The sequence below is a fragment of the Thermostichus sp. MS-CIW-37 genome (assembly GCF_054060065.1).
Window position 1 is genome coordinate 81656 of record NZ_JBSSCV010000004.1, and the last position, 11999, is coordinate 93654.

14 protein-coding genes are annotated in these 11999 nt (G+C 59.8%); 7 read left to right on the forward strand and 7 right to left on the reverse strand.

Features of this window, described 5'->3' with window-relative positions; all coding sequences use genetic code 11:
* Nucleotides 1-80 precede the first annotated feature (80 nt).
* The 5 genes from ACVWYZ_RS03230 to ACVWYZ_RS03250 all read left to right on the forward strand — a co-directional run bounded on the left by ACVWYZ_RS03230 (nt 81) and on the right by ACVWYZ_RS03250 (nt 4585).
* On the forward strand, nt 81-266 hold the full coding sequence (locus ACVWYZ_RS03230) for a DUF2256 domain-containing protein (RefSeq protein WP_041437321.1): 186 nt from the start codon (nt 81-83) through the stop codon (nt 264-266).
* Nucleotides 267-315: 49 nt separating this feature from the next.
* Nucleotides 316-792: a phosphate-starvation-inducible PsiE family protein gene (locus tag ACVWYZ_RS03235; RefSeq protein WP_457384368.1), complete on the forward strand. Its 477-nt coding sequence runs from the start codon at nt 316-318 to the stop codon at nt 790-792.
* A gap of 221 nt (nt 793-1013) precedes the next feature.
* Complete coding sequence (locus ACVWYZ_RS03240) at nt 1014-1493, forward strand: peptidylprolyl isomerase (RefSeq protein ID WP_011433087.1); 480 nt, start codon at nt 1014-1016, stop codon at nt 1491-1493.
* A gap of 110 nt (nt 1494-1603) precedes the next feature.
* Nucleotides 1604-2878 (forward strand): gas vesicle protein GvpJ, encoded by a 1275-nt coding sequence (gene gvpJ / locus ACVWYZ_RS03245; protein WP_457466005.1) that lies wholly within the window; start codon nt 1604-1606, stop codon nt 2876-2878.
* A 123-nt stretch (nt 2879-3001) separates the two neighbouring features.
* Nucleotides 3002-4585 carry an NAD(P)H-quinone oxidoreductase subunit N gene (locus ACVWYZ_RS03250; protein WP_457466066.1) on the forward strand — a complete coding sequence of 528 codons (1584 nt, stop codon included), beginning with the start codon at nt 3002-3004 and terminating at the stop codon, nt 4583-4585.
* 116 nt (nt 4586-4701) lie between these two features.
* Here the strand turns inward: ACVWYZ_RS03250 and ACVWYZ_RS03255 are convergent, their stop codons facing one another.
* From ACVWYZ_RS03255 to ACVWYZ_RS03285, 7 genes are all read right to left on the reverse strand, one after another.
* On the reverse strand, nt 4702-5934 hold the full coding sequence (locus ACVWYZ_RS03255) for an ABC transporter substrate-binding protein (RefSeq protein WP_414356713.1): 1233 nt from the start codon (nt 5932-5934) through the stop codon (nt 4702-4704).
* Nucleotides 5935-6145: 211 nt separating this feature from the next.
* Nucleotides 6146-6715 carry a photosystem I assembly protein Ycf4 gene (locus ACVWYZ_RS03260; protein ID WP_457466006.1) on the reverse strand — a complete coding sequence of 190 codons (570 nt, stop codon included), beginning with the start codon at nt 6713-6715 and terminating at the stop codon, nt 6146-6148.
* Between the two features lie 303 nt (nt 6716-7018).
* Nucleotides 7019-8092: an S-layer homology domain-containing protein gene (locus ACVWYZ_RS03265; RefSeq protein ID WP_457466008.1), complete on the reverse strand. Its 1074-nt coding sequence runs from the start codon at nt 8090-8092 to the stop codon at nt 7019-7021.
* A 45-nt stretch (nt 8093-8137) separates the two neighbouring features.
* A complete protein-coding gene (locus ACVWYZ_RS03270; RefSeq protein WP_011433076.1) occupies nt 8138-8452 on the reverse strand; it encodes a DUF3181 family protein in 315 nt (104 codons plus the stop codon).
* A gap of 63 nt (nt 8453-8515) precedes the next feature.
* Complete coding sequence (locus ACVWYZ_RS03275; RefSeq protein WP_457466010.1) at nt 8516-9148, reverse strand: hypothetical protein; 633 nt, start codon at nt 9146-9148, stop codon at nt 8516-8518.
* 35 nt (nt 9149-9183) lie between these two features.
* A complete protein-coding gene (locus tag ACVWYZ_RS03280) occupies nt 9184-9792 on the reverse strand; it encodes an anti-sigma factor family protein (protein WP_457466012.1) in 609 nt (202 codons plus the stop codon).
* 2 nt (nt 9793-9794) lie between these two features.
* Nucleotides 9795-10457 carry a sigma-70 family RNA polymerase sigma factor gene (locus tag ACVWYZ_RS03285; protein ID WP_414399934.1) on the reverse strand — a complete coding sequence of 221 codons (663 nt, stop codon included), beginning with the start codon at nt 10455-10457 and terminating at the stop codon, nt 9795-9797.
* 254 nt (nt 10458-10711) lie between these two features.
* Between ACVWYZ_RS03285 and ACVWYZ_RS03290 the strand changes: the two genes are divergently transcribed.
* Together ACVWYZ_RS03290 and ACVWYZ_RS03295 are read left to right on the forward strand one after the other, a co-directional pair.
* Nucleotides 10712-11440, forward strand: a complete 729-nt coding sequence (locus ACVWYZ_RS03290; RefSeq protein WP_457466014.1) for a Crp/Fnr family transcriptional regulator — start codon at nt 10712-10714, stop codon at nt 11438-11440.
* Between the two features lie 19 nt (nt 11441-11459).
* Nucleotides 11460-11954 carry a DUF427 domain-containing protein gene (locus tag ACVWYZ_RS03295; RefSeq protein ID WP_011433071.1) on the forward strand — a complete coding sequence of 165 codons (495 nt, stop codon included), beginning with the start codon at nt 11460-11462 and terminating at the stop codon, nt 11952-11954.
* The last annotated feature ends 45 nt before the right edge of the window (nt 11955-11999 follow it).

An 11999-nucleotide genomic window follows, 5' to 3' on the forward strand; every position in this document is an offset into this window, starting at 1 on the left:
ACACTTCCGTGATGGTAACGGTCAGCATCCGGTAGGATTGTTAAACTGACTACAGAGTTGACCTTGTTTTGCAGTGCACTATGCCACGCCAACGGAAGAAATCGGATTTGCCCAGCAAAATTTGTCTTACCTGTCAGCGACCCTTCACCTGGCGCAAAAAGTGGGCCGACTGTTGGTCGGAGGTGAAATACTGTTCTGAGCGGTGTCGCAATCATCGCCCCAAGGGATCCCTGCCTGCTTCCCGGCAAGACGGTTGGGACGGATAATGTTGTCTCAGGATCAGGACATAAGGGTTTGGATCTGTCGGGGTTGGCGATGCGGTTTCTCAAGTGGCTGTTGCACAATCCCCACGAGACAGAAGAGGAGGATCCCTTTTTGCGGGCCATCACCCGCCTGGAAAGCCTGATCTCGAAGCTACTGTCAATTTTGATGATCGGGCTAATCACAGTAGCAGTGGTGGACTTGGCCCGGTTCTTGGTGGCAGATTTGTTGACTGAGCCAACTGGGTTTTTCTCCACCACTTTAATCGAGATCTTCGGCCTCTTTTTAAATATTCTGATTGCGCTGGAAATTCTGGAGAACATTACCGCCTACTTGCAAAAGCAGGTGGTGCAGGTGGAGCTGGTGATCGTCACCTCTTTGATTGCGGTGGCCCGCAAGATCATCATTTTTGATTTCGAGAAGCTGGGGGGGTTGGAGCTCATTGGCTTGGGGGCAGCGACGTTGGCCCTCTCGGTGAGTTATTGGCTGGTGCGGCGAGCCAAGCCTCCATCCAAGTCCGGGGAAAATTAGGCTAGGACAGAATCCTGGTAGGATAGGGGTGGAGCTTTCCTGCAAGAATTGTGCGTGCGCGATCTGAGTTGGCCAGCCTGGTGAAGTTAGCTGTGCTGATGGTGGTGCTTTGGGTGGGGCTGAGTGCTCTCCCTGTCTTGGCCCGCCCGCATTCTTCTCGCGATTTGCTCCTGGCACAACACTTGGGCAAACCCGTGAAAACCTACAACAGTCCCCCCCCGATGGTGATCGACCCGGCCAAGTCCTACACGGCCACGATGGAGACCACCGCCGGCACAATGGTTCTGGAGCTGTTTCCTCAGGAAGCTCCCCTGGCCGTCAACAATTTCGTCTTTTTGGCCAACGATCACTTTTACGATGGCGTCATCTTTCACCGCGTGATCCGCGGCTTCATGATCCAGGGCGGGGATCCCACGGGTACAGGGCGGGGTGGGCCGGGCTACCGCTTTCCCGATGAGCCGGTGCAACGTCCCTACAGCCGTGGCACTTTGGCGATGGCCAACGCCGGCCCCAACACCAATGGCAGCCAGTTCTTCATCATGCATGCCGACTACCCGCTGCCGCCCAACTACACGATCTTTGGGCAATTGATCGAGGGAGAGGATGTGTTGGATAAAATTGCAACGGCTCCCACCGGCCCCCAGGATCGCCCGCTGAATCCAGTGGAGATCCAGTCCGTTCGTATCTCGGAATCCAATTAGGTTGGGCCACTCCGGTGGAACAGTTTGGTTGAATTAACTTGGCCTCTGGCCCCATTTTTGCAACTTGCCCTCAGGGGGACTCAGGTATGGAGTTCGCTAGGCCCCGGCGAATGTCCCCCCGCATTCTGGTTCTGGATTTTGATGGTGTGCTCTGCGATGGGCGGGCGGAGTATTTTGCTTCCTCCTGCCGCGTTTGTGCTCAGGTGTGGGGCTTGGCTCCTGCTCAGCTAGAGCCGCTGCGTCCTGCTTTTGACCGTCTGCGCCCGCTGATCGAGACCGGCTGGGAGATGCCTCTGTTGTTGTGGGGGCTACAGGAAGGGATCCGGGAGGAGGACTTGCGCCAAGACTGGCCGGGCTGGCGTCAGCAGTTGTTGCAGCAGTCAGGGATCCCTGCCCTCTCTCTAATCCAAGCGTTGGATCGGGTGCGGGATCGCTGGATTGCAGAGGATCTGCAGGGGTGGCTGGGGCTACACCGCTTTTATCCGGGGGTGGCGGCTTGGCTACGCCAGGTTCAGGCTGCCGGGGAGCCGCGCTTGGCCATCCTCAGCACCAAAGAGGGACGGTTCATCCAGCAGCTCTTGGGCCGAGCAGGGATCCAACTGCCACGCCACCGCATTCTGGGCAAGGAGGTGCGCGCCCCCAAGGCCACCACTTTACAGCGGCTACTGGCTGCCGCCCAACTGCCGGCTGAGGAGCTGTGGTTTGTGGAGGATCGCCTGCAAACGCTGCGCCAGGTGCAGACGGTGCCGGAGCTGGAGCAAGTTCTCCTGTTTTTGGCCGACTGGGGCTACAACCTGCCGGAGGAAAGGGAAGAGGCCGCTCGGGATCCCCGTCTCCATTTGCTCAGCCTGGAACAGCTTTGCCAGCCCTTTGACCGTTGGATTGCCCCTTCTCCCCCGCCGCGCTTTTCTATCAGTCCCGCCAGCTGGGAAGACTTGAGCCAGGCTCGGCCCACCCCTGGCCGGAAACGCCCGGAAGCCGGTTTGGCCTCTCTGGTGCTGACCTTGGTGGAGCTGTTGCGGCAGTTGATGGAGGCGCAGGTGGTGCGGCAAATGGAGGCCGAGCGCCTTTCTGCAGAGCAGATTGAGCGGGCCGGCAGCAGCCTACAAGCCTTGCGGGAGCAAATTCGACAAATCTGCAGCCTGTTGGAGATCGACCCAGCGGATTTGAACCTGGAGCTCGGAGATCTGGGCACCCTCCTGCCCCGCCAGGGGGACTACTACCCCGGACAACCCCACCGCGAGGGATCCCTGCTGGAACTGTTGGATCGGCTGATCCACACCGGCATCGTCGTCGATGGCGAGATCGACTTGGGGCTGGCGGACTTGGATCTGATCCACGCCCGCCTGAAGCTGGTGCTCACCTCCAGCGCCAAGCTCTACTGAGCCCGTGGATTGAGAGTGCTGATGGAGACGATTGGGAGAAGAGATGCCGGAAGCGGAAAGAGAGACCGGAAATCGCGGTATGCTGGCTGTGGATCCCCTTCATCTGTCTTCATGTCTTCCCCTATGGATGTCTTTGCCCCAACCGGAAACCTGTATGCCGGTGCCATTTGGCCAGAAGTGGTGGTTACCCTCACCCTCTTGCTCGTCTTGGTGGTGGATTTGGTCGGTGGTTCGGCGGCGCGCAAAAGTCTTCCGGCCCTCTCCATCTTTGGCTTGATCGGGGCCTTGGTGACCTTGGTGTTGCAATGGCAGCAGCCCCAGTTGGAGAGCTTCTTGGGCAGCTTTGCAGCGGATCCCGTCAGCATTCTCTTCCGTGGCCTGGTGGTGGGGACGGCGGTACTGACCGTGATGATGGCGGAGCGCTACATCTCTCAGTCCGGAGCCCCCACAGGCGAGTTTTATGTGTTGCTGCTCACGGCCACCTTGGGGGGCATGTTCCTCTCCGGGGCGACGGACTTGATCCTGGTGTTTGTATCTCTGGAAACCCTGGGCATTGCCAGCTACCTGATGGCCGGCTACACCAAGCGGGATCCCCGTTCTTCGGAGGCAGCCCTGAAATATCTCTTGATCGGGGCCAGCAGCACAGCCATTTTTCTCTACGGCATGTCGCTGCTCTACGGCCTTTCGGGTGGGCAAACGAAGCTGGAAGCCATTGCCTCCTCTATGGGGGATGCCGGCTTGGCAGGGATCATCGCTTTGGTGCTCTGCATTGGTGGTATCGGGTTTAAGTTGGCGGCGGTGCCCTTCCACCAGTGGACTCCCGACGTCTACGAGGGATCCCCAACGCCGGTGGTGGCCTTTTTGTCGGTGGGATCCAAAGCGGCAGGCTTTGCCTTGGCGGTGCGCTTTCTGGCCACCGTGTTTCCGGCCATGACGGAAGAGTGGCGGGCGGTGCTCTCGGTGCTGGCCATTTTGACCATGGTGCTGGGCAATGTGGTGGCCATTGCCCAAACCCGCCTCAAACGGCTGCTGGCCTATTCTTCCATTGGACAGGCGGGCTTCGTTTTGATTGGCTTGGTGGCGGGCACTGAGGCCGGCTATGCCAGCTTGATCTTCTACTTGATGGTCTATTTGGTCATGAACTTGGGGGCCTTTTTGTGCATCACCCTGTTCAGCCTGAAGACCGGCACCGACGAAATCAACGAGTACAGCGGCCTCTACCAGAAGGATCCCTTCCTCACCCTGTGCTTGAGCATTTGTCTGCTCTCGTTGGGTGGATTGCCCCCTCTGGCGGGCTTCTTCGGCAAGCTGTATCTGTTCTGGGCCGGTTGGCAGGCGGGGGCCTATACCTTGGTGTTGGTGGGGTTGGTCACCAGCGTCATCTCCATCTACTACTACGTGCGGGTGGTGAAAACCATGGTGGTGAAAGAGCCGCAGGAGATGTCGCTTTCGGTGCGGAATTACCCCGAGACCAACTGGCAGGCGGAAGGCATGCAGGCTCTGCGGGTGGGCCTGGTGTTCACTTTGGTGGCCACCATCTTTGCCGGGATCCTCTCCAATCCCCTCTTTACCCTCTCCATCCAGGCAGTGGAGCAAAGCCCGTTCTTGGGGTTCCCAGCCGCACAAGCCTTCCTTCCAGAGTCGGCAAGACTTCAGGTGGCAGTCGAGGGATCCCTGGGTGCGTCTGCTCAGACTGGCGAAGCATAGTTTTTGGGATTCTCTCTGCCTCGAAGTTTTGGAAAGCAGTGCTGGGCAGCGCATGGGGCTAGCTCCTCAGGGCCGAGGGTCTGTCTCCCCAGAGGGATCCCTTCAAGGTCGGCCTATTAGCGCCCACCGATCACAGCGATGTAGTTGGTCACCCATTCGTAGTAGGGCACGCAATCCATACGTCCATCGCCACAATCGGCCACAGGAGTTTTCCAGAAGAAGATGCGCTCAAAATTGTCGATGCCATTGGTCTTGCATCCCTCTGGCCCCAGCAGCTCGCTGGCCTGACAAGCGGCGGGCACCACCGGCACCGAGCCAAACCAAGCCGCCAGATCCCCCTGCACCTTCGGGTTCAAGGAATGTTCCATCCACAGGTAGGCACAGTTGGGGTGTTTGGCGGTAGCGCTGAGCATGGTTGTATCTGCCCAGCCGGTGGCTCCCTCTTCCGGTATCACACTGGCGACAGGTTGACCTTCGGATCGCAACAGATTGACCTGGAAGGGCCAAGAGCTGGAGGCCACTACCCCTTCGTTGACAAAGTCATCCACCTGCACCGCCGCATCGTGCCAGTAGCGTCCAACCAGTTGCCGCTGCTGTCGCAATAGAGCTAGAGCAGCATTGAACTGTTCGCGGGTCAGCTCGTAGGGATCCGTGATGCCCAATTCTGGGCGGTGGGCCTTCAGGTAGAGGGCGGCATCGGCAATGTAGATGGAGCCATCGTAGGCTTGGATGCGGCCCTTGTTGGATTTGCCGTCTGGCAGGATTTTTTCTTCAAACACCACATCCCAACTGGTGGGGGGTTCCGGGAAAACCTTTGTGTTGTACATCAACACGTTGGATCCCCATTGATAGGGCACGCCGTAATGCTTGCCATCCACGGTATGCCAGGGAGCATCCCGCAGGCGCGGGTCGATGGTCTCCCAACTGGGGATCAGGCGGGGGTTAATCTGCTGTACCCGTTCCCCTTTGATCAGGCGTAGGGTGGCATCGCCGGAGGCCGTCACCAGATCAAAGCCGCCCTCATTCATCAGGGCTACCATCTCATCGGAGGTTGCCGCCACCTTAACGCTGACTTGGCAGCCGGTTTCTTTCTCAAACTCGGTCACCCAGTCATAGGCGGGATCCGTTTCTCCCCGTTCGATATAGCCTGCCCAGGCCACAATCGAGACCGCCCCCTCTGGGCGGCCCAAGCGATACAGGGGCCCGCGAGCAGCATGGGCGGAATGGGAGGTCAGCAGCAGCGTGAGCAAGGCCAAGCCCAATGAGAGCAGAAGAGTTAGCCAGAGGCGAAACAGAATAGACCCCAGCTTCTTGGCCTGTAGGGGAATGAAGGGGTTCAGGTTGGCCATCACAGGCTTCTCCCAGGCAACAACTGCGCTGGCATCAAGGGTAGATCATTCCTCGAAGAGATCCCGCTACATTGAAAACAATCTCGACAACTCTCTATTCGACTCCACAGTTCTGGATCCCCCTCAATGGTTTCACTGTTGCCCAAGGATGGGATTCCGTCTCGCTCAAGCGACCAGCAGGGCGGGGTCAAAGCAATGGCACCGCAGGGAATCAAATGCCCTCTAGGCTGACGTTGAGAAAGCGGGCAATCTCGGCTGCCTGGTTTTCGATCTCCATCAGGGGGGGAGGCTGGCCCACTCCGGTGAGGGGGATGTCACCACGTCCTTTCACTCGCAAGTAGATGGCTCGGCGGGGGTTAAGCCCCTCTCTCAGCTCCACCCGTAAGCTTTGCACATCGGCAAAGTCATACTCCAGGCGGACTTCACGGTTTTTGCCCGGAAAGCCTCGCCGTACCAGAGTTATCTTCTGCGTGCGCCGGTCGAACTCGTTGTAGCCGCCTCCCAAGTTCCAATACAAACTCAGCCACTGGTATAGCCCCGCCAGGGATCCGAGCACCCCGTAAAAGAGCATGGCAATGCCTTGGGGAATAAACACCAGGCTGGCGGGATCGGAAAAGGGGAGCAAATTGCGGTGGAGATAGCTGGAAAGGCCGGCCAAGGTAAAGCCCAGCCCTCCCCCCGTCAGCGCCACCGCCCAAAAGTACACGCTGGGCCGCCGCGACCCAATCACGGTGTAGCGCAGCAAATCGTCAGAACGGATTTCAGGAACAATGGCGGACACAGTTGGGATCCCTGCAGGTTTTCCAAGGCTGGCTTCCCCCATTCTATAGGCTATGGGCGGCAAGGGTTTTCCCCAGCAGAGGGGCGCTCAGGGGACTGGCAAGAGCTAGAGCCGCCTGGGGAATGGGGGCGGAAGTCCTCTGCGCTGTACAGCCCCTCTCCCGAAGGGAGTTAGGGATAGTTTTTATTGTTATGGCTCCTTTTGCTCCTTGTAAGAGCCGTAGCAGGGATCCCTGCTGGGGTTCTGAGGCGTTCTATCTGCTGACAGAGCCCAACAGCATACGCCAATGGGATCCCTCTCACCTCAGGGTTGGGTTTGGCGTGGGGTAACGATCCTACCCTCTCCTGGGGCGACTTCCGGGGGGTTGGGTCGGGTCTGCCCAGGGGGCTCATCAGCAGCATCCGAGGGAGAGGCAGGGGTGGGATCCGGCTCAGGAGAGGCCGTTTGTTGCGGTTCTGCGGCAGGGGGAGAAGGCTGAGGCTCAGGGGTTGGGTCTGGCAGGGCTGGCGGCTGGGGTAGGGCGTCTTGGGCTGTTCGTTCCCCAAAAGCCGATAAGGCAATGGCAGCTTCCCCGCGGCTGACCGGCTCGAAGGGGTTGAAGGTGCGGATGGGGCCAAAGGTGCGCAGCACGGTGGAGGCATTCTCCAGACTGCGATCCGCTACCAGAGCAGGAACAACCTCAGGAGGAATTTGCGCCGCATCGGTAAACCCCCAGCGCTCTTCCAGCTCTGCTCGGGATCCCTTGATCTGGCCGGGAGGTAAGTCCAGAGGCACCTTCATGCGGATCAACTCTGCCCGCGACAGCAGGCTGTTGGGGCGAAACTCTCGATTGGCATCTCCGGCAATTATGCCGGCAGCTCCCAGGGCTTGAATGTAGCGAAAGTTGGGATCCTCCTCCGGCACATCCAAAAAGAGGGGGCGTTCCGAGGGGGATCCCAGGCGGATTTGCCGGCTGGGCTCATCGGCGTGGATGGCGTTGTTGGCCAACACCAGCCAACGGGCAAATTCTCCGCGACGAACGCTGCGCTGCGGCTGAAATTCGCTGCTGGAGATATCGGCAAAAACTCCCAACCGATCTAGGTATCCCACCGAACGGGCCACCAGAGATCCGGGCTCCAAGTCTGTAAAGCGGCTGCTGTCCTGGCTGGGCAGAGGTGAAGAGGGGGCGGGAGCAGTGGGGATCGAGATAGAGGGTGGGATGGATCCCGGCGAAGGTTGAGGCGAGGGAGGTGCCAGCGGCTCAGATTGGGCTGTGGGCGGGCCCACTGGGCGTACAGCGCGCTCTAGCTGTTCTCCCCACTCGGTTCCCTGGCAAGCCGACAACAGCCAGAGCAGCGGAATAAGGCTGCCGAGCTTGAGCCAGGGGCCAGGCCGCATAGGTTTAGACTGATGATGCACCGCTCTACCTTTCTCTATTGGTCTCTATTGGGCCCATTTGCGGCTGAACTCCTCCAACACGTCCAGCAGGTTAAGCAGGCTTTGCATCGGCAGGAGATCGGCCAGGGGCAATTCTTTGCGCCCACCCCCCACTTTCACCGGGATCCCTTGCAAGATCTCTGTGACGGCGTCCTCATCCACCTTGCCTGCCATCACCTGGGGTGCCAGTCGCTCCGCCAAAAGGGTATGCAGGTGGGCATCGCGCAGGTAAAGATGCCAGCGGGCCACATCGATGTAAACTTCTTTACCAATGGCAGCAGCTAATTGCTCAATGTCTGGGTTGCTGGGCACTTTGGCCATCGCTCAGCTCCGTTGGGGGTTGCGTCTGCCCTTGCTCAATCATAGCCTGAACCCAAGGGATCCTCAGGGAGAGCTGGCAGCCGAGCGGTCGGGTAGAGGTAGGGCGAAGTTCTCTTGCAACTGCCGCAGCATCAACAGGTGCTCTAGGGCCAAGCGATCCCGTTCTGTCCGCAGCCGGCTCAGTTGGGCCTGAATTTGACGAATATCGGCCTCATCGGAGTCCCAGCTTTGCAAGAGGCGGTAGAGGCGCTCTTGTTGGTCGGCAATTTGCCGGTTTAGGCGGGCTAGGCGGCGGCTGAACTCCACATCCATTTCCTCTGCCAGCTCGGAATCCGGCAGCAGGGCCAGGCGATCCCAATGGATGCCCAGGTCGGCCAAGCTTGGCGGGGACGGATCCAACTCCTTGAGGAGGGGGAAATCCGGAAAAAGCAATGGATCTGTTTGATCGGGGGCGGGGGGTTGAGGGCGAGCCACCGGAGGGGTGAGACGGGATCCGGGTGAAGGCAGGTTTGTGGGCTGGGGGGCAGGCTCCTGTCCACTGGGAGAGGAGTGCAACTGCTTCGGACTCCGTCCCGCCGGCGCGGACGGCGTTGCCAGATGGCTACTGCTGGGATCTGCCTGGGCCGACAGGGATCCCAGACTGCATAGCCAAAGGCAGACTCCTAGCCCACAAGCCCAGCGAACTGCTTTTTCCACCCTGCGCTCCTCAGTCTTTCTCAAGCCTGCTCAGGTCATTCCCAGCCCACCAAGGACTCCGTCCCGTTGATGCGAACGGCTCCGGTCCCGTTGGCGGAGCGAGATCCACGGTCGGGCATTGCCTCAAACAAAATCGAGTAGGCATCTTGTTTTTGCCCCGCCTCGAAAAGATAGCGTTGGGCAACACGAGCAGAGGCAGGCACGATGGCCACGCGCACCGGCGGATCTTCCAGCGATACCAAAGGCTGGGGATGAGACCAACGCCATCCCGCCCAGCCCGCCCCTGCCAAGGCCACTACAGCCGCTGCCACCCGTCCCCAAGGGGTGCCCTTACGTTGCCGCCAGCCCAGGTCGAGCATTGGCCGCCGATCCAGCTCAGCGAACACACGGCTGATCAACAGCTCCGTCTGGGTGGAGTTCAAGGTGGGGGCCTTGAGATTGGCCAAACCGGCCTGTAAAGCTGCCAGTTGGCTGTACAGTTGCCGCGCCTGAGGATCGCTGGCCAGCCAATCTTCCACCTGCCGCGCCTCTTGAGACGACAATTCCCCATCCAAGTAGGCGCTCAACTGTTCAAAGCGCTCATCCACCACCGGCAGCTCTTGCTGGGGATCCCTGGGGTCGGGGTTGGGGTTGCCGCGAACCATGGTCATTCACCATTAAGGTAGGGTTTTAGGGTGGATTGCAAGCGGGCGCGGGCGCGGGCAATGCGAGACTTAACAGTGCCCAAAGACACCCCTGTGATCTCGGCAATTTCCTCATAAGCCATTCCCTGAATTTCCCGCAGCAGGATTGTCTGGCGAAAGGCCTGCGGCAGGTCGCGGACGGCTTGGTGCAATCGCTCGTAGAACTCGCAGGTGGCGAGGTGCTCATGGGGACTGGGGCTCTCGCTGGGCAGCTCCCACTCCATCTCGCTATCCCGCATCTGAATCGGCGCATCCAGAGAAAGGGGCTGCTGCTGTCGTTTGCGCTTGCGCAGCTCGTCGTAAAACAGGTTGGTGGCGATCCGCCCCAGCCAGCTGCGAAATTTTGCCGGCTCCTGTAGGCGTTTCAGGTGGCGGTAGGCCCGGATCCAAACTTCCTGGGCCAAGTCATGCCGGTCCTGCCAGTCCGGGGCAAGATGATAGAGCACCTTGTCCACATGGGCCTGATGGCGACGCATCAACTCGGCAAAAGCCTCCCGATGGGGCTGGGATCCCTGCTGACAGAGCAGCACCAGATCCGCATCAGCGAGCTTTTCGGGCCGCACAGGCACGTTCTTCACCAAGACGGACCAGCGCTGGCCACTGATGTCGCTGAGGGCAGCATCCATAGGCATCCATAGGTTGTAACAACAGCAACAGCGGAGGGATCCCCTCGCCGACAAAACCTCTGTTGCCCAGACGAAATGGCAGAGTTTGGGTTCCCCCCACCCTCAAACCGAGGGTAGCTCCAGAGGCTCTGAGGGCCATACCGGCAAGACCACCTCCTCATTGGATCTTGGCGCACATGGCAGGACGGTGGACACAGGAGCACTTTTGCAGGATAGCTCTTGAGTTGATAACTGGGCTACAGTGGGCTTGCGGTATGGTAAAACCCCGACCCGGCATGACTTCCGATGCTCCTGTTGCCGTCCTCTCCGAGCTCAAGGCGGTACCCATGTTGGCCGAACTTTCGGCAACGTCCTTGCAATGGCTGGGATCCCAGGTCAAGCTGCGGGATATCCCGGCGGGACAGGCCCTCTTCATGCAAGATGCCTGGGGCAGCGTAGTTTATCTGATCCTCGCCGGCTGGGCTAAGGTGCGGCGGGCTTTGCGGGCGCAAGACAGCACCAAAACCCTTGCCTTGCTGGGGCCGGGCGCTTGGGTGGGGGAAATGGCGGTACTGGACGAAGCTCCCCGCTCGCGAGATGTGCTGGCCCTAACCCCGCTGCGGGTGGCCGGGATCCCGGCGGCAACCTTCAAAGCACTGATGCTGCAGGAGCCGCAACTGTGCTACCAACTGGCCTGCAGCCTCTCCCGTCGCCTGCGCCTGGCCAACTTGCAGGCGGATCTCGACCAGCAGAGCCCCCCGGTGCGGGTGGTGCATACACTGGTGCAACTGGCGGAAGCTTTTGGCGAGAAGACCGCCCAGGGGATGCGCATTGTCTACCCTCCCCCCCAGGATTTGGCCGATCTCAGCCAGGTTAGCCGAGAGACAGCCACGGCGGTGCTAAGCCGTCTGCAGCAGCAGGGAGTTATTCAGCCTTTGCCGGAGCAACAGTCTTTGCTGCTGATCCAGTACGCCAAACTGGTAGAGGCCACCCGTCTGCTTTAGATATTGAAGATATTGACCCATGTCTCCCCAACCGATTTCTCCCCATCCAGGACAAGAATCTGTCTGGGACTATCCGCGCCCACCTCGTCTGGAGCCCACCACAGAACTGGTGGAAGTTCTCTTCAATGGCGAGCTCATTGCCCAAAGCCGCCGTTGCTACCGCGTCCTGGAAACCAGCCACCCGCCCACCTACTACATTCCCCCCACCGACGTTCGACTGCAGTATCTCCGCCCCAGCTCTCGCACCTCTTTCTGTGAGTTCAAAGGGGCTGCCTGCTACTGGACAGTTCAGGTCGGATCCCAAACAGCCGTAGATGCCGCCTGGAGCTATCCGGATCCCAGCCCGGCGTTTTTGCCCATCCGCGACTACCTTGCCTTTTATCCAGGCCGTGTGCAGGAGTGCCGGGTAGGTGGAGAACGAGTCCGGCCTCAACCCGGAGATTTCTACGGCGGTTGGATCACCTCAAAGGTCGTAGGCCCTTTCAAAGGAGAGCCGGGTAGCTGGAACTGGTAGGGGCGGAGCAGCGATTCCCGAGGGGGGATCCCTTTTACCCACGAA